This is a genomic window from Mesorhizobium sp. NBSH29 (assembly GCF_015500055.1).
Taxonomy (GTDB): Bacteria; Pseudomonadota; Alphaproteobacteria; order Rhizobiales; family Rhizobiaceae; genus Neomesorhizobium.
In genome coordinates this window covers 1-17385 of the sequence record NZ_CP045492.1, presented here as the reverse complement: position 1 = coordinate 17385, position 17385 = coordinate 1, and the positions used below count along the sequence as shown (strand labels likewise).

Annotated in this window: 19 protein-coding genes; 11 read left to right on the top strand and 8 right to left on the bottom strand. The window is 57.6% G+C overall.

The features are described 5' to 3' along the window. Nucleotides 1-49: 49 nt before the first annotated feature. The 3 genes from GA830_RS00095 to GA830_RS00085 are packed head-to-tail and all read left to right on the top strand — an operon-like array spanning nucleotide 50 to nucleotide 2575. Nucleotides 50-679 (top strand): DUF1285 domain-containing protein, encoded by a 630-nt coding sequence (locus GA830_RS00095; protein ID WP_258045699.1) that lies wholly within the window; start codon nucleotides 50-52, stop codon nucleotides 677-679. Nucleotide 680: 1 nt separating this feature from the next. Further along, nucleotides 681-1313, top strand: coding sequence for a CoA pyrophosphatase (locus tag GA830_RS00090; protein ID WP_195163136.1), 633 nt, complete (start codon nucleotides 681-683; stop codon nucleotides 1311-1313). Continuing rightward, entirely contained in the window at nucleotides 1310-2575 is a 1266-nt protein-coding gene (locus GA830_RS00085; RefSeq protein ID WP_195163135.1) for a CCA tRNA nucleotidyltransferase, read from the top strand. Before GA830_RS00090 ends, GA830_RS00085 begins: the two co-directional genes overlap by 4 nt. Before the next feature lie 2 nt (nucleotides 2576-2577). Here GA830_RS00085 and GA830_RS00080 read toward each other — a convergent pair whose 3' ends face one another. From GA830_RS00080 to hemF, 3 genes are all read right to left on the bottom strand, one after another. Further along, nucleotides 2578-2763, bottom strand: a complete 186-nt coding sequence (locus GA830_RS00080; protein ID WP_195163134.1) for a DUF1059 domain-containing protein — start codon at nucleotides 2761-2763, stop codon at nucleotides 2578-2580. Between the two features lie 130 nt (nucleotides 2764-2893). Next, entirely contained in the window at nucleotides 2894-3802 is a 909-nt protein-coding gene (locus tag GA830_RS00075) for a LysR substrate-binding domain-containing protein (RefSeq protein WP_195163133.1), read from the bottom strand. Nucleotides 3803-4091: 289 nt separating this feature from the next. Then, complete coding sequence (hemF, locus tag GA830_RS00070) at nucleotides 4092-5006, bottom strand: oxygen-dependent coproporphyrinogen oxidase (protein WP_195163132.1); 915 nt, start codon at nucleotides 5004-5006, stop codon at nucleotides 4092-4094. A 116-nt stretch (nucleotides 5007-5122) separates the two neighbouring features. Between hemF and GA830_RS00065 the strand changes: the two genes are divergently transcribed. Beyond that, nucleotides 5123-5380, top strand: coding sequence for a hypothetical protein (locus GA830_RS00065; RefSeq protein ID WP_195163131.1), 258 nt, complete (start codon nucleotides 5123-5125; stop codon nucleotides 5378-5380). A gap of 138 nt (nucleotides 5381-5518) precedes the next feature. On the opposite strand, the gene GA830_RS00060 is transcribed toward GA830_RS00065, so the two are convergent. Next, nucleotides 5519-5977, bottom strand: a complete 459-nt coding sequence (locus GA830_RS00060) for a tRNA (cytidine(34)-2'-O)-methyltransferase (RefSeq protein ID WP_195163130.1) — start codon at nucleotides 5975-5977, stop codon at nucleotides 5519-5521. 429 nt (nucleotides 5978-6406) lie between these two features. On the opposite strand from GA830_RS00060, the gene GA830_RS00055 reads away from it, so the two are divergent. From GA830_RS00055 to GA830_RS00025, 7 genes are all read left to right on the top strand, one after another. Beyond that, the gene (locus tag GA830_RS00055) at nucleotides 6407-6802 is read left to right on the top strand and encodes a hypothetical protein (RefSeq protein WP_195163129.1); all 396 of its coding nucleotides are present in this window, start codon (nucleotides 6407-6409) and stop codon (nucleotides 6800-6802) included. 42 nt (nucleotides 6803-6844) lie between these two features. Beyond that, a complete protein-coding gene (locus tag GA830_RS00050; RefSeq protein WP_195163128.1) occupies nucleotides 6845-8686 on the top strand; it encodes an ABC transporter ATP-binding protein in 1842 nt (613 codons plus the stop codon). A 159-nt stretch (nucleotides 8687-8845) separates the two neighbouring features. Beyond that, nucleotides 8846-10714, top strand: coding sequence for an ABC transporter ATP-binding protein (locus GA830_RS00045; protein WP_195163127.1), 1869 nt, complete (start codon nucleotides 8846-8848; stop codon nucleotides 10712-10714). A gap of 480 nt (nucleotides 10715-11194) precedes the next feature. Continuing rightward, a complete protein-coding gene (petA, locus tag GA830_RS00040) occupies nucleotides 11195-11782 on the top strand; it encodes a ubiquinol-cytochrome c reductase iron-sulfur subunit (RefSeq protein WP_195163126.1) in 588 nt (195 codons plus the stop codon). Nucleotides 11783-11792: 10 nt separating this feature from the next. Continuing rightward, complete coding sequence (locus GA830_RS00035) at nucleotides 11793-13088, top strand: cytochrome b (protein ID WP_195163125.1); 1296 nt, start codon at nucleotides 11793-11795, stop codon at nucleotides 13086-13088. Between the two features lie 29 nt (nucleotides 13089-13117). Then, a complete protein-coding gene (locus GA830_RS00030; protein ID WP_195163124.1) occupies nucleotides 13118-13981 on the top strand; it encodes a cytochrome c1 in 864 nt (287 codons plus the stop codon). 91 nt (nucleotides 13982-14072) lie between these two features. Continuing rightward, on the top strand, nucleotides 14073-14618 hold the full coding sequence (locus GA830_RS00025; RefSeq protein WP_195163123.1) for an adenine phosphoribosyltransferase: 546 nt from the start codon (nucleotides 14073-14075) through the stop codon (nucleotides 14616-14618). Here GA830_RS00025 and GA830_RS00020 read toward each other — a convergent pair. From GA830_RS00020 to GA830_RS00005, 4 genes are all read right to left on the bottom strand, one after another. Further along, entirely contained in the window at nucleotides 14612-15088 is a 477-nt protein-coding gene (locus tag GA830_RS00020) for a MaoC family dehydratase (RefSeq protein WP_195163122.1), read from the bottom strand. The genes GA830_RS00025 and GA830_RS00020 overlap by 7 nt on opposite strands. After that, nucleotides 15085-15546: a MaoC family dehydratase gene (locus GA830_RS00015; protein ID WP_195163121.1), complete on the bottom strand. Its 462-nt coding sequence runs from the start codon at nucleotides 15544-15546 to the stop codon at nucleotides 15085-15087. The genes GA830_RS00020 and GA830_RS00015 overlap by 4 nt, the downstream gene beginning before the upstream one ends. 97 nt (nucleotides 15547-15643) lie before the next feature. Beyond that, a complete protein-coding gene (gene corA / locus GA830_RS00010; RefSeq protein ID WP_195163120.1) occupies nucleotides 15644-16618 on the bottom strand; it encodes a magnesium/cobalt transporter CorA in 975 nt (324 codons plus the stop codon). A 167-nt stretch (nucleotides 16619-16785) separates the two neighbouring features. Next, entirely contained in the window at nucleotides 16786-17385 is a 600-nt protein-coding gene (locus tag GA830_RS00005; RefSeq protein ID WP_195163119.1) for a TetR/AcrR family transcriptional regulator, read from the bottom strand.

Here is a 17385-nt window from a genome sequence, read left to right as displayed (position 1 = left end):
ATCACCGGTCATGGCTGACAAGCGTAACAACAGTGACTATTTCGTGACGATGGCCAACGAAACAGAACCGAACAACCCCAGTTTGAACGATGCCGGTGACAGTGCCGGACTAGCAGCGCTGATCTCACGTGCAGCGCGGGCTGGAAAGGGGCTGCCACCTGTGGACCGCTGGAACCCTGACTTCTGCGGTGACCTGGACATGGAGATCCGCCCCGACGGTACCTGGTTCTACCTGGGAACACCTATCGGACGGTTGGCTCTGGTTCAGCTTTTTTCGACGGTTCTGCGCAAGGATGAGGACGGCAAAACCTATCTGATAACTCCGGTCGAAAAGGTCGGCATCAGGGTTGTCGATGCACCTTTCGTGGCGGTTGAGATGAATGTCGCCGGACATGGCGATGCGCAGCTTATCACATTCCGCACCAATGTCGGCGACGTGGTCGAGGCGGGGCCGTCTCATCCGCTGCGTTTCGTCGATGAGGCCGAGACCGGCGGATTGAAACCTTATGTGCTGGTACGTGGTCGGCTGGAGGCACTGGTGGCCCGGTCGGTGATGTACGAACTTGTTCAGCATGGCGAGGAGATCGACATCGGAAATCAACGCATGTTTGCGGTGCGTTCGGGTGGTGAGATATATCCCATCATGCCATCCGAAACACTCCAGCGGCTGAGCCTCTGACATGGATGTGCGTTCGGAGATACGGTTTTCAGCCGAGGATTTTCGCCTGCGCGCCGCGCGCCAGGGCGGGGCACCGGCGGACATTGACTATGGCGACCATTGCCTCAATCCGGGAAGCCGTGACTTGCTGCTGAAGGCGGGAATGCGCGATGCCGCTGTGCTAATCCCGGTTGTTGACCGCGGCGCAGACTCGTCTTTGCTGCTGACACTGCGCACCGAGCATCTGCGTAACCATGCCGGCCAAGTGGCTTTTCCCGGCGGCGCAATTGATGCGGAAGATGCCTCTCCCGAAGCGGCTGCAGTGCGTGAGACAACAGAAGAAATCGGGCTTGGACCGGACGATATTGAGATCGTAGGCCGCATGCCGGATTATCTGTCGGGGAGCGGTTTTCGAATTGCGCCGGTGCTGGGCATCGTGCGCGCAGACTATCTCATGACGCTCAATCAGGACGAGGTTGCGGATGCATTCGAGGTGCCACTTCGCTTTGTTATGGACCCTCAAAACCACATAATGGACAGCCGGATGTGGCAGGGGCATGAGCGCTACTTCTACGCCATCCAGTTTGGCGAAAGGCGCATATGGGGCGTGACTGCCGGGATTGTGCGCACGCTCTATGAAAGGCTTTACACATGAACGGGGTCAGGTCGGTTGCCGCAGCGTCATGGCTGAAAGGCGAATCACTTCAATCGCTTCTGGCGGTTCTCTCGGCTTCCGGTGAAGAATCAAGAATTGCCGGCGGCGCAGTGCGCAATACGCTTCTGAACGAGCCGGTCACTGATATTGACATTGCGACCACCAATCGCCCCGAGGAGACGGTGCGCCGCGCCGAGGCAGCGGGGTTCAAGGCAGTGCCGACGGGTGCAGAGCATGGCACCATCACGGTGGTTGCCAAGGGCCAGGCGTTCGAGGTGACAACCTTGCGCTCTGACATCGACACCGATGGCCGGCATGCCAAAGTGGTGTTCGGGCGCGATTGGTTGCGTGATGCCGAGCGGCGCGACTTCACCATCAACGCGCTTTACGCCAATGCGGATGGAACGGTGGTTGATCTGGTTGGCGGGCTCGCTGATCTTGAAAGCCGCACCCTGCGTTTTATCGGCGATGCCGAAACGCGTATCCGCGAAGACAATTTGCGGATCTTGCGGTTCTTCCGCTTTTTCGCATGGTACGGCTCCGGTCGGCCCGATGCGGCTGGGCTGAAAGCCTGCGCGCGGCTGAAAGATGGGCTCGACCAATTGTCGGCTGAGCGGGTCTGGAATGAGCTGAAGAGGTTGTTGGCAGCGCCTGATCCGTCACGTGCGCTGTTGTGGATGCGCCAGGCAGGCGTGCTTTCCAAGGTTCTGCCCGAGAGCGAGAAATGGGGCATTGATTCGATCCATGCGCTGGTGAAAGCCGAGCGGGATCTGAGTTGGCATGTTGATCCGCTGCTGAGGCTTGAGGCGATTGTGCCGCCTGACGCAGCGCGGATGAAGACGCTGGCCGAGCGGTTGAAGCTGTCGAAATCGGATGCGCAGCGATTGCGTGGATGGAGTATCACGGCACCGCTTGCGAAGGAGACAAGCGACGTGGCGCTATCTCAGGCGCTTTACAGAGGTGATCCGCTGGGTGTTGCTGACCGGTTGCGTCTTCATCTCATCGCGGCACGAGAGCGTGCCGAAGCAGGCGACAAAAGCTTGATGGAAGCCGGTTCCTATATACGGCAACTTCGCTTTGTGCAGGAATGGCAACGTCCAGAATTCCCCATCAGGGGCAGCGACCTGACGGACCTTGGCATGAAGCAGGGCGCGGCGCTTGGACACACGCTAAAACGGCTGGAGACATTGTGGATCGACAGCGGTTTCGTGCTGGAACGCGACGCGCTGATGGCACGCGCCGCTGAAATTTCACAAGTTTAAGGTTAGGCGGCGTCGCGTACCTTTTCAATGCGTGAGCGGATCGCTTCGATCATGGTTTCACGGATCGTCGTCTCGCCATGGGTGTTACGCATATGTTCTGCAGCGCGGCGCATGATCTCGGCCTCTTCCTGATGACGGGTGTGCCAGTCGCAGCCGGGGACCAACGTTCCGCAGTGGAATTCCTTCATCGAGCTTCTCCCTTCTGCTGATTTCGCGTGAGTTCAGATTATAGCACGGGCGCGTGCGGCGCGACAGCCAGATTGGGCTCTACCTCGAGGCGAACCAAGCGCCGGGAGCTTTCGCTGTGGATCAGCCCGCTCATTGCCGGATCGCGTCACCATCAACCACGCTCGCCGCAATCTCTTCCTTCAACCAAGCGCGGAACCGGGCCACCTTCGGCGGCTCGCGTCGGGTTGCAGAGGTGATTATGTAGTAGCCATAGCCTGATGCTACACGCTCGCGGAACGGCGCGACGAGCAAACCGGAGCGTAGGGCATCGAAGGCGAGCGTCTGCCATGCGAGCATGACGCCCTGGCCGGAAATCGCGGCATCGAGGCAGAGCGAGGCGTCGGTGAAGGTGTCGCCCAAGCCAAGAATTGTATCCGAAAGGCCAAAAGGTTTTAGCCAGATGTTCCAGCTCAAGTTGGAATTGGCATCGCGAATGATCGGCAGGTTTGCAAGGTCTGAGGGGTTTTCCAGCTTTTCAGCAAGGTCAGGCGCGCAGACTGGAAAAACCTCCTGCGGGAGCAAAAAGCCGGCTTTGACCTTTGGCCAGTTGTCGAGACCGACACGAATGCACAGGTCAATGTCGGAGCGGTCAGGATCAACCAGTTCGGTAGTAGCATCAATGCGGACGCGAAATTCCGGATGGTGTTTCCGAAATGAGGCCAGCCGCGGCACCAGCCATTTGGAAGCAAACACCGGCGCGACTGAAATCGTCAGCGTGGTGTCTTCCTGCTCGGCGACAGATGCAACGGCGTGATCGAGTTCGCGGAAAGCACCTGTCAGCCGGGTGAGCAGGGTAGCGCCTGCCCTGGTTGCGCGCAGACCAGAGGGCGTCCGATCAAAGACGGCGGTCGCTAGTTGCCGCTCGGTCTTGATGATCTGCTGGCTTACGGCGCCGGGCGATACACCGAGTTCGTCTGCGGCTCGCTGCAATGAGCCGAGACGCCCTGCCGCCTCGAGGGCGCGAAGACCGTTCAACTGAACGCGGTTCAGGTTCCTCATATAGGTTTTCTATACCAGAAAAGTGTAGAACTCCATTGAATCCAACACGTTGAAGAACGATTTTCTTGATTATCGGCAGATGGAGGCCGCAACGATGTTCCAGGCAATTTTCGAACGCATACTCACTGCTGTTTTGCAAAAGCGCTCACCGGGTTTAACGGCGAACCCTGATCAAACATGTACGGGCTGGCGACGCGACCCCCTCGCACATCCGGTTATAGCGGAAATGAGCTTGGTGGAACTCGCGGACCTGCCAGCGCGGTCGCTGCGCGCCTGTCGGGAATAGGCGTCACACCCACTTCACCTCTGGCGGCAGGCTGGACAGGATCGAATTCACATTGCCGCCGGTTTTCAGACCGAAAATCGTGCCGCGGTCGTACAGAAGGTTGAACTCGACATATCGGCCGCGGCGGATCAGTTGCTCTTCACGTTCGGCATCGGTCCAGTTGTTGTTGTAGTTCGCCTCGACGAGATGCCTGTAGACGACGAGGAAGGTTCGGCCGATATCCTGCGTGAAGCGGAAATCGGCGGCCCAGCCCCCAACTTCTTCATTCGAATGCTGCCAATCGAAAAAGATGCCGCCGACGCCACGGGCCTCATTGCGGTGCGGCAGGAAGAAATACTCTTCGCACCAGGCCTTCAGGCGGTCGTAGTCGGCGACGGCCTTATGTTTTTCGCAAGCAAATTGCATCGCCTTGTGGAATGCCAGCGTGTCAGGATCATCTTGGCTACGCTTGCGCTCGAGAACCGGTGTCAGGTCGGCGCCGCCACCGAACCAGTGGCGCGACGTCACCACCATGCGGGTGTTCATGTGAACAGCCGGCACATGCGGGTTCCACGGATGGGCAATCAGCGAAATGCCGCTTGCCCAAAAGCGCGGGTCTTCCTCGGCGCCCGGCATCTGCTTGCGAAATTCGGGCGAAAATTCACCGTGGACTGTCGAGACATGGACGCCGACTTTCTCAAACACGCGGCCATGCATCATCGACATGACGCCGCCACCGCCGTTGCCCTCATCGCGCGTCCAGGGTGTGCGCTCAAAGCGTCCCGGAGCCCAGCTTGATTGCGGCCCGCTGACTGAATCCTCGATGCTCTCAAGCGTAGCGCAGATGCGGTCGCGAAGCGTTTCGAACCAGGCTTTTGCCAGTTCCTTTTTCGTTTCTATGTCCGCAGGCAAACCCGCCGGGATTTCGGGGCGATCCATGGTGCGCCGTCTCCGGTTCTTGGTGAAAGCGGGCGGAGAACCCGCACGCAAATTTTGACTCGTCTTTTGAGCACGCGATCCCTAGTCTTTAAATCACGAGGGTCAAGGAGTTCTTTGTGCGCACCCCGGCAAGACCACCGCTCACCGGGCTGAAAAAGAAGCTCGAGGAAGCACGTGCAGAACGGGCTCGCAGCCCGCGCGACGGGTTTTTGCGCGAGACCTTTCTGTTGCCAAGACCTGCCGCCCGCGTCAAAGCGCGCGAGTGCTTTGATCGTTGGCCCAAGCAGGCCTACTGGACCGAGATCGAAAGCTGGTTCGAGCGTCCGGACGATTTCATCGAGTTTACGATTCGCCGGCTGCCGACCGCTGACTGAATCGGGCCGGCATTTTGTGCTGACATGCCGGTGTCAGCACGGCTTCTTCGATCCGAAGTTTTCGCTTGATTTAAAGCATGGTTGAAGTTCGAGAACGGCATCACTGTTCCCCGGAGATCCGTGATGTCGTTTAGAAATCTAACCCAGCTGACGCAGTGCTTCGCCAACCACCATGGAAGCGGCAAGCGCAACATTGAGGCTGCGGCCGCCACCCTTCATCGGAATAATGATCGAGGCGTCGGCGCGGGCGTGAACCGCATCAGGCACGCCAGCGGATTCGCGGCCGACCAGAAGACAGTCGCCAGCCTGGAAGTTGAAGGTGGTGTAGGCTCGGTCGGCCTTGGTGGAGAGAAGCACCAGCCTTCGACCCTCCTGCTTTCTCCACTCCTCGAATCGATCAAAATCGACATGGCGGGTGAGGAAGGCCATTTCGAGATAATCCATGCCGGCCCGCTTGAGCGCCCGGTCCGAGATGTCGAAGCCAGCGGGCTCGATCAGATCTACCGCGATGCCGAGGCAGGCAGCCATACGCAACATAGTGCCGGTGTTGCCCGCGATGTCAGGTTGATAGAGCGCAATTCTAATTCCTTCAGCCACTTTCGTGCCTCGCTAAAATGTGGCGATTTCGCAACAGTGTTTGGTTTCATTGCAGCCGGAGCTCCCGCTACGGTAGTCAACGGCGACCGATGGAGCTATAGAGCCTTCATTGTCAACACGAACCGACGGAGGCAGGCATGGAATATATGTTTTTTATCGCACCAAGCGCCTGCCGAACTGGTGGGCTTTCAGCCTAACGGCGGTTTCGGTTCCGACGCTTTAACGTACATCCAAAGCAAGATCGCGAATCCCGCCGGATTTTTATCCCGGTTATTGAAGGATTCGTTCGATGTTTTCCGAACCGCCGCGCGGGCTGACTGCTCCGCCTAGATTGCCTTCTCATTTGCTGACCGCTTCGTGGCTCTCACTGGGTCACCGACAGCTTTGCACCCCTATCGCCAACGCCTTTGCCCTATCTGGGAGGTGATCATGTTCAATTTTTTTCAACCAAGGATTCCCGACAAAGCCGGCCTGCACGAGCGAAAACTGCATGCCTGGATGCTGCTGATGGGGGAGCGTTTCTACCACACTTCGAAGGCTGATAAGGCTGTACGGTCGCATCGCGGAGGGCTGCCCGATTTCGACCCGTCGATGGTGGTGCCAGATCCCCATTACCGCCCTTGGCTGCGCCGGCTCATCGTCTATGCGCAACGGCTGGCGGGGTCCGTGGAATCGCTCGAAATTGCACCTGCGGCACTGTTGTCACCAGCGGTGCTCGAGCCCATCGGCAAACCTGCGCCGGCATCTTATACTGACGACGTGGAAGCGCTTCCGGTGGACAAGCTGGAGGCGGAGCCGTCCGCGTCACAACGCGCTGCTGCCTGATCCGGGCACATTCATTTCCGCACTGATTTGAAAGACTGAAACATGTTTCGCTGGTTCGAAAAACGACTCGATCCCTTTCCTGCCGAAGAGCCGGTCGAGCCCCCCAAAACGCTCGTCGCGTTCTGTCTGCACTATTCCAAGGGCTCGTGGCCGTATATCGCCATTGCCGCCCTCTTCAACTCCGCGATCGCGTTGGTCGAGGTTGGGATGTTCGGCTTCGTTGGCAGTATTGTCGACTGGCTGTCCGGCCAGAACCGGGAAACATTCCTTCAGACCGAATCCTGGAAGCTTATCGGGATGGCATTCATCGTGCTGGTTGCGCTGCCTACAGCTGTGTTTTTCAGCTCGATGATCCACCAGCAGACTCTGATGGGCAACTATCCGATGCGCATTCGCTGGCAGGTACACCGCTATCTGCTGAAGCAGTCGATGAGTTTTTATCAGGACGAATTCGCCGGCCGCATTGCCACCAAGCTGATGCAGACCGCACTGGCGGTGCGCGAATGCGTGATGAAGCTTATTGACGTTTTGAACTATGTGATCGTCTATTTTATAGGCGCGCTTCTCATTGTGGGATCGGCTGATTGGCGACTGGCAATGCCGCTGCTTGTGTGGGTTGCGGTCTATGTCGGGCTGTTGCGGTATTTCATCCCGCGCCTTGGGGCCGTAGCCGAGCAACAGGCGGATGCGCGCTCCACCATGACAGGGCGGATTGTTGACAGCTACACCAACATCCAAACAGTAAAACTGTTTTCGCATGCACGCAGGGAGGCCACGCATGCCAAGGAAGGGATGAATAACTTCCTGCAGACGGTTTATCGATCCATGCGTCTGGTGACCAAGCTTTACGGATGTCTCTACCTCATCAACTCATCGCTGCTGGTTTCGTCTGCTGCGCTTTCAATCTGGCTGTGGCTGGAAAACGCCGTCTCAATTGGAGCGGTTGCCGTGGTGCTTGGCCTGGTGCTTCGCATGTGGGGTATGTCGCAATGGATCATGTGGGAGATGTCGGCGCTCTTTGAAAACATTGGCACGGTACAGGATGGCATTGGTTCCATCTCCATGCCGCGGGTGGTTGACGATGAGCCAAATGCAGCCGACATTGTGGTGGATAGAGGCGAGATTACGTTCGAGAAAATCCGCTTCCATTACGGCAAGCAGATGGGTGTTATCGACGAGCTGTCCTTGTCCGTACGGCAGGGCGAAAAGCTTGGGCTGGTCGGGCGCTCTGGAGCTGGCAAGTCTACGCTGGTCAATCTGCTGTTGCGCTTTTACGACCTTGAAGGCGGGCGCATCCTGATCGATGGCCAGGACATTTCCAAGGTCACGCAGGACAGCCTGCGCGCGCAGATCGGCATGGTCACGCAGGACACTTCGCTACTGCATCGCTCCGTGCGTGACAATATTCTTTACGGTCGCCCGAACGCGACCGATGAGATGATGCTGGAAGCGGCGCGTCGTGCGGAAGCTGTCGACTTCATTGCCGGGCTCGGCGACGCGAAAGGGCGCGGCGGGTTTGATGCTCATGTCGGTGAACGCGGCGTCAAGCTTTCGGGCGGACAGCGGCAGCGCATTGCAATTGCCCGGGTGATGCTCAAGGACGCGCCGATACTGATCCTGGATGAGGCAACTTCGGCACTCGATTCAGAAGCAGAAGCGGCGATCCAGGAAAACCTGTACCGGCTGATGGAGGGCAAGACGGTCATTGCCATCGCGCACCGGCTTTCCACAATCGCGGCGATGGACCGACTGGTCGTGATGGATCAGGGAAGCGTGATCGAGGAGGGCACGCATGATGTTCTAGTGGCCAAGGGCGGGCTCTATGCGCAGTTGTGGCAGCGCCAGTCCGGTGGGTTTCTTCTCCAGGACGAAGCTGCCGAGTAGGGCGGAGTTGCAAGAAGAGAGGTTCGCCGGCGGGATTTCCACGCCGGCATGCCTATATGTCTGGTTCACGGTTGGCGGGCATTCCCCAACGGAAGAAAAGCAGAATCGGAACAGCATGTTGCGCGCAGGGCTTGAAATACTGATTCAGGAGATGTTCGCGTGACGGATGAAGGGTTTCGCGAACGGGCATGGCGGGCGCTGGAAGGCACAGTCGACCCGTTCCAGGACACTAAACGCGAGGTGTTGCCTCAGGATGCGTGGCGCTTCATTCTTTATTTTGCGCGGCAGGCCAAATGGCCTTTCATCCTGCTTTTGGTCACCAGCTTTTGCGTCGGCGCAGTGGAAGCGGCCATGTACTGGTCAGTCGGCTGGCTGATTGATGTTCTTGACAATTCCTCGCCACAACGGCTGTTTGTCGACCATTGGCCGGCGCTGGCGGCACTGCTGTTTCTCATCTTGGTTGTCCGCGCCGTTGCGGTGATCGCGTCGGCCATTGTGGAACAGCAGATCATTGTTCCGGGGTTTTATTCAATGGTGCGCTGGCAGGCGTTTCGCCGCGTTATCCAGCAGCCCTACGGCTTTTACCAGAACGATTTCGCGGGCCGCATTGCCACGAAGATCATGCAGGGCGGCGAGGCCGTTGGCGACTTTATCGTCAATGTCATGGCAACGATGTGGACGTTTCTTACCTTCGTGGTTCTTGCGATCTCGATCCTGGTTTCGTTCGATCCGTTGCTTGGCGTGGTCGTGGCGGTATGGTTTGCGGGCTATGCCGCCATCGTCTGGTTTCTGTTGCCGCGCATGCGGCAGGCGGGACGCGAGACTGCCGATCAACGTTCAATATTCAATGGCCGTCTGGTGGACGCCTTTACCAATATCGTGGCGATCAAGCTGTTCGACAGCGGCAGTCGCGAACACGTATATATCCGCGAAGGACTCGAAGGATTTTTTGCAGCGGTGGTGCAATTGACGCGTGCGGTTACGACCGTGCGTTCGTCGGTCGCCATCCTCAATGGCATCATGATGAGCGCGATTGGCGCGATCGCGATTTACAACTGGACTACGGGCAGTATTTCAACTGGCGCCATTGCTGCGGCAATTGGGCTCGTGTTCAGGCTGAACCAGATGTCGGGGTGGATGATGTTCAACATCAACGGCCTGGTGCGCAACTACGCTACAGTCCAGGACGCGACGCGGACAATTTCCGTTCTGCCTGCCATCCGCGATGCCGATGGCGCGATAGCGCTGCCCGCCGCCAAAGGCGATATACGGTTCGAAGAGGTGTCGTTCCACTATGGCAAGACCGATGGCGTCATCGATCGACTGAACCTACACATCAAGCCGGGTGAGAGGGTTGCGCTTGTGGGGCCGTCCGGTGCGGGCAAGACCACGATCATAAATCTGATGCTACGGCTGTTTGACGTCGAGGCTGGACGTATCTTGCTGGATGGGCATGACATTCGAGATATCACGCAAGCCTCGCTGCGCGCACAGTTTGGCGTTGTCAGCCAGGAAGCAATGCTCATGCATCGCTCGATTCGGGACAACATTGCATATGGTCGGGACGACGCGGCGGAGGAAGAGATCATCAATGTAGCCAAGCGTGCAAGCGCACATGATTTCATCGTCAACGTTGAAGATCTCCGAGGGCGCAAGGGCTATGAAGCGCAGGTGGGCGAACGTGGCGTGAAGCTTTCAGGCGGCCAGCGGCAGCGCGTGGCCATTGCGCGGATGATGTTGAAGGACGCGCCTGTGCTGATCCTTGACGAGGCAACGTCGGCGCTCGATTCGGAAATCGAAGCGGCGATCCAGGAGAATCTCGATCATCTCATGGAGGGAAAGACGGTCATCGCCATTGCGCATCGGCTGTCCACTATTGCCGCGCTTGACCGACTGATCGTCATTGATGACGGCCGCGTTGTTGAGGAAGGCACGCATGAGGTTTTGATCTCCCGCGACGGACTTTATGCGCAGCTATGGAAGCGCCAATCTGGCGGGTTCCTCGGAGAAAAGCTGGCGGCGGAGTGACGGTTCTGTCGCCATACCATTTTCCTGTGTCGCTGCGGGGGAAGCTGCCTACGATGCGTTTGGGCGCGAGATAGTGCCCAAAAGGCTGCAGCTCTTGTGCATGAGGGCAGGAAGGTCGTCCAATGGAGATCGCGAAACGTGCCATCGGCCGGTCGCCCGGGCGGCCGCTCCTGTTTATGCGTGGTCCACTCAGCGCTAACTGTGCAGTCTTCACCCGACATGACGACGTCAACGGCGATCGGGTAATTCCACGTGGAGTTTTGGCGCGGCCCCGCGTAGCTGCGCGCTCACCGGCGCATTCGCTTGCAGACAGGTTTGGCGAGAGCCGCGACAATCTGCCGTCATCGGTTTTGCAGTCTGGACAAGGCCCGGCTTCGCGCATAAACCAACGCCAAATGCCGGGGGAATCCGCCGGCCCTTTTTGTCATGCAAAAACGGGTTGGCGGGGATTGCAGAACAGCGGATTTCCCGTCGGTTGAGATGAGGCGAAAGGATCAAGGTCCCGTGAGCGCTAACGAAACGATCGATCACAACCGCCGCGATTTTCTTTATGTCGCAACTGGCGTTGCCGGGGCAGTCGGTGCTGCCGCCGCCGCTTGGCCTTTCATCGACCAGATGAGGCCCGATGCATCGACGCTTGCCGCATCATCGATCGAGGTCGATGTTGCCTCCGTGACCGAGGGCATGTCGCTGACCGTCAAATGGCGCGGCAAGCCGGTCTTCATCCGCAATCGCACTCCTGCTGAAGTCAAGGCTGCGCAGGACGTGAAGCTTGAGGATCTGAAAGATCCGGTTGCGCGCAATTCGAACATCAAGGGCGATGCGCCAGCGACCGACATTGATCGTTCGGCAGGCGAGGGCAAGGAAAACTGGCTAGTGATGGTCGGGGTCTGCACCCATCTGGGCTGCGTTCCACTCGGTCAGCAAGGTGATTTCGGTGGTTGGTTCTGCCCATGCCATGGCTCGCATTACGATACCGCCGGGCGCATCCGCAAAGGCCCGGCACCGGAGAACCTGCCGGTTCCCACGTTCCAATTCATTTCCGACACCAAGATCCGGATCGGCTGAGGGCTAAGTTATGAGCGGTGGACACTCGACCTACACACCCACATCCGGTTTCGGAAAATGGTTTGACGCGCGGCTGCCTTTGCCGCGGCTTATCCATGATTCCTTCGTTTCGTATCCGGTGCCGCGCAACCTGAACTACGCCTACACTTTTGGCGGTATCCTCTCGATCATGCTGGTCGCGCAAATTCTCACCGGTATCGTCCTTGCCATGCACTACGCGGCCGATACGACGATTGCCTTCGGCTCGGTCGAGAAGATTATGCGTGATGTCAATTCGGGCTGGCTGCTGCGCTACCTGCATTCCAATGGCGCCTCGATGTTCTTCGTGGCTGTCTACATCCACATTTTCCGCGGTCTTTACTACGGCTCATACAAAGAGCCGCGCGAGCTGCTTTGGATTCTCGGCTGCATCATCTATCTGCTGATGATGGCGACAGGCTTCATGGGCTATGTGTTGCCCTGGGGTCAGATGAGCGGCTGGGGTGCAACGGTGATCACCGGTTTCTTCACTGCCGTGCCTCTGGTTGGTGAGTGGATACAGCAATTGCTGCTTGGCGGCTTTGCGGTCGACAACCCGACGCTCAACCGTTTCTTCGCACTGCACTACCTGCTGCCGTTCATGATTGCTGGCGTAGTCGTTCTGCACGTCTGGGCGCTCCACGTCACAGGCCAGACCAACCCGACCGGCATTGAGGTAAAATCAAAGACGGATACGGTTGCCTTCACGCCCTATGCCACGATCAAGGACGCGTTCGCGATGATCCTGTTCCTGGCATTCTTCGCCTATTTCGTCTTCTACATCCCGAACTTCCTCGGCCATCCGGACAATTACATCCAGTTCGATTCGCTGAAGACGCCGGCGCATATTGTGCCTGAATGGTACTTCCTGCCCTTCTACGCGATCCTGCGCGCCATCACCTTCAACATTGGGCCCATCGATTCAAAGCTGGGTGGCGTGCTTGCGATGTTCGGCGCGATCGCGGTGCTGTTCGTGGTGCCCTGGCTGGATACGTCGAAGGTGCGTTCGGCGCGCTACCGTCCGTCCTACCAGATCTTCTTCTGGATATTCGCGGTCAACGCGATCTTCCTTGGCTGGCTCGGTTCGCGCCCTGCGGAAGGTTCCTATGTGCTGATGGCGCAGATGGCGACGCTCTACTACTTCGCGTTCTTCCTCATCATCATGCCGGTATTGGGCTGGATCGAGACGCCGCGCAAGACGCCGAACTCGATCACTGAAGCCGTGCTGGGCGAAAACCATGCAGCGCTGGGGCACTCGAGTGCCGGCACGCCGGTTTCCAGAAACTGAGCCCGAGAATCTTTGAAAGGAATTTTCGTATGAAAAAGATTCTCGTCGCCATCGCCGCTGCCGGATTGCTTGCAGTTGCGGGGGGCAGCATTGGCCAGGCAGAAGAAGCCGCTCATAATGTAGCTGAGCCAGCACACTTCCCGATCCACAAGCCTACCGAAGAGAGCTGGTCGTTCGCCGGACCATTTGGCACCTATGACAAGGGTCAGCTTCAGCGTGGCCTGAAGGTCTACAAGGAAGTCTGCTCGGCATGCCATTCCATGGATCTGGTGGCCTTCCGCTCGCTCACTGACCTTGGATATTCTGACGCCCAGGTGAAGGCGTTCGCGGCTGAATATACGGTTGAAGATGGCCCCAATGCCGACGGCGAGATGTTTGAGCGTCCGGGCCTGCCGACGGACTATTTCCCGTCGCCATATCCAAACCACGAAGCTGCTGCCGCTTCCAACAATGGTGCGCCACCGCCGGATTTCTCGCTTATCGCCAAGGCACGGGGTGTCGAACGCGGGTTCCCAACTTTTGTCTTCGATATTTTCACGCAGTATGCGGAGAATGGACCTGACTATATCCATTCGCTGTTGACCGGCTATGACGAGGAGCCGCCAGCCGGCATGGAAATCGCGGAAGGCACGCACTACAATCCGTATTTCATCGCGGGCAAATCGCTGGCAATGGCTAAGCCGATTTCCGATGATCAGGTGACCTATGACGATGGTTCGCCACAAACGGTCGATCAGTATGCGCGTGACGTTTCAGCGTTTCTTATGTGGGCCGCAGAGCCGCACCTTGAAGCGCGCAAGCAGATGGGCTTTGGCGTGATGATGTTCCTGCTGCTGTTCGCGGGCATGGTCTATATGGTCAAGCGCAAAGTTTGGTCTGGTGTGCCGCACTGACGATAGCTGGATAATTCTTGAGAGGGCGCTTTGAGCGCCCTTTCTTTTTTCAGCCCCGCCGTTCAGAACTAGGAAGCAACCGGACAGCTCGATGAAAACTTCCCTTGAACAAACTTTGCTTGCGGCGATTCGGACAATCCCGGATTATCCGAAACCCGGCATTCAATTTCGCGACATCACCACATTGCTCGGAAACGCGCGGGCCTTTCGGCGCACAATCGACGAACTGGTGCACCCTTATGCTGGAGAAAAAATCGATAAGATTGCTGGCATAGAGGCTCGCGGGTTTATTCTTGGCGGTGCCATTGCCCACCAGTTGTCAGCGGGCTTCATCCCCATCCGCAAGAAGGGCAAACTGCCGCATGAGACGGTGCGTGTGGCCTACAGCCTCGAATACGGGCTGGACGAGATGGAGATGCACAAGGACGCGGTGAAGCCAGGCGAGAAGGTTATTCTGGTCGATGATCTTATTGCCACTGGCGGCACCGCAGAGGGCGCTACCAAGCTGTTGCGGCAGATGGGAGCCGACATAGTCGCGGCCTGTTTCGTCATCGATCTGCCGGAGCTTGGCGGGCGTGCCAAGCTCGAAGCGTTAGATGTCGATGTACGCACACTGATCAGCTTTGAGGGTCACTGACCACCTATATCGACCAGGACCGCTGTGTCGAACTCCAGGACCTTTTGTTCACCGGAATCGAAGGCCTCGGCGCGGATGGTCAGCAGTTCCCAGCCTGGACGCGAGGCGAGTGGCCGATGGCTGACACCGTGGCGGGTATAGGTCACAGTTTCGCCGGCATACACGGGTTTCAGCCATTTCAGGTTTTTGAACCCGGGCGAAGGGCCAAAAGTCGGGCGCGGACCATCACCGCGCCAGCGTTCCACGGCATAGGCCTGCTGGTCTGCCAGATTGTATTTCATCCATATCGATGCCGTGTGCCACCCGGATGCACAGAGGCCACCAAACACACTGTGCTTCGCCGCTTCTTCATCCAGGTGGAACGGTTGCGGATCGAATTTGCGCGCGAATGCCTTGATAGCCTCTGTTTCGAAAAGATGGGAGCCAAGAACCGTGGTGATGCCGATGCCGTAGAAGTCGTCGAGGCTCATTGGGCGGTTTCCCGGGTCCGGAACATGCCAGTGTTTTCGAGTTCCAGAACGGTTTGACCACGCTGGTTCTGGAGTTGATGGCGAAACGAGATTAGGCCGATGTCGGTACGCGATTTCGACAGCCGCTTTGACTGCACCAAGCTTGTTCCTGTAAGCAGGTCGCCCACCAGAACAGGCTGTTTCCAGCGGACCTGATCGATGCCGGGCGAGCCCTGCGAACTGGAATCCAGCAGATATGCGTCGCACAGCATGCGCATGAACATGGCACATGTATGCCAGCCAGATGCAGCCAGTCCACCCAAAATGCTGGCCTTGCCGGCTTCTTCGTCCAGATGCATGGGCTGAGGATCAAATTCCTGGGCGAACGCGATGACCTCGTCTGCCATCACAAGTTTGCTGCCCAGCGATAGGGTTACCCCCGGAACGAAGTCCTCAAATGTCCAGGTTTTGGCAGCCATATCGAGGTACCCTGTTCAACTTTGAACGAGTTTCGCTGGTCCAGAGCCATTTCGCAACTGGCCAATCGCAACAGATGCGATCAGCCAGCACAAGGGATTACAACCAGCCGCGACGCTTGAAATAGAGGTATGGAACGAGACCCGACAAGAACATCATCCCGATCGCGAACGGATAGCCCAGCAGCCAATGCAGTTCAGGCATGACGTCAAAGTTCATCCCATAGTTCGATGCCACCAGGGTTGGCGGCAGGAACACGACAGCTGCGACAGAGAAAATCTTGATGATACCCGCCTGCTCGATACTGATCATGCCGAGGGTTGCATCCAACAGGAAGGTAATCTTCTGCTGCAAGAAAGAGAGATGGTCTGCGAGCGACTGGACGTCGCGTGACAAAGTCTTGATGCGAGCCCGCACGTCCTTGGAAGATTTGTCAGTGCTCGCGGCATGGCCCAAAAAGCCGGAAAGCCGCTGCAACGAAGCAAGACTATCGCGCAGATTGGAGGTCAGCTCCTCTTTCCGACCGATCTGTTGCAACATCTTTTTGAAGTCCCGGTCACGGCTGGCAGCATGTTTTTCCCGCGACTGAAAAATGTTTACGGAGATCTCGTCGATGCCTCTGCCTGCGCCTTCAATAATGTCGGCCAACCGATCAACGACTGCTTCGAGAAGCCCTACCAGAATGGTTTCGCCATCGATGCATCCCGTGGAAACCTTCTCCGCCCGCATAGGGAACGTCTGGAAGGCCCGTGGCTCATGGTAGCGAATTGTGATGAGCCGGTTATTGGCCAAAACAAATGTGACCGGGGCCATGACGCGTTCATCGCCTTCAGCGTGCGCAGGAAGTGTGGCGGTCATAAAGTAGTTGCCATCCTCCACGTAGAGACGTGAAGAAATTTCAATCTCTTCCATCTCTTCGCGCGTGGGAACACCCACTGCCAGCAAGTTCTCGACGGCGATTTCTTCATCTTTGGTAGGTGACAACAAGTCCAGCCAAACGACCTCTTCGGGTCGCTGGTGGAAGTCATCAATCTGGCGCAGACGTTCTTGTTCCACGACGAATGCTTTGATCATCGTCGGGTCTCCCTTGGTTCTGCCAGATAGCGTGCCATCTTGCGTTTGGGATTTCGGAATAGGCCAGAACAGCCAATCCGCTCGTTAAACTGCGCTTACCTCTCATGAACGACAGGGTCAAGACAGGCAGGTTCGTCACGTTGAGGAAGCTGCTTCGTTACAGCTCGTTATCGTGGGGCCATGTCCAAGACCAGTTCCACCAGTGCCAAATACGCGCTGTTATCTGCAATGGCCGGATTATAGCTGCGCGTGGCGTAAAGGCCGAGCAATGCTAGATAAAGGACCTTGGCCATGCTATCGGCTTCAGCTGGCGCAAGGCCCAAGGCTGTCAGCTCGCTTACCAGATATTTCACGCGCTGCGCCTCCACTGCACGCAGCCGCCGTGCGGCCATTTCATCGCGCGATGCCCAAGCCTGTACAGCAGCTTCGGCGCGGGCCGAGTCAACGCCTGAAACGGTCGCGACCAATGCTTCCACCATCAGAAAGCGCAGCCGCTCTGCCGGGCTGGGCAAATGAGCCGCGTTGTCAATTAACTGTTGGGTGAAATCTCCGTCCCAAAGGTCGAGCACGGCTGACAACAGCGCCGCCCGATCTTTGAAGTGCCAGTAAAAGGAGCCTTTGCTGACTTTTAATTTTCGAGCGAGACGCTCAATTTTTATGGCATCGACGCCGCCCTCAGCCAAGGCTGCCAATGCGCATAAAATCCAGTCTTCGCGGGTCTTGTCTGGTGTCACCGGATTAGTTTTCTCCAATTGCGACGTGTCCAT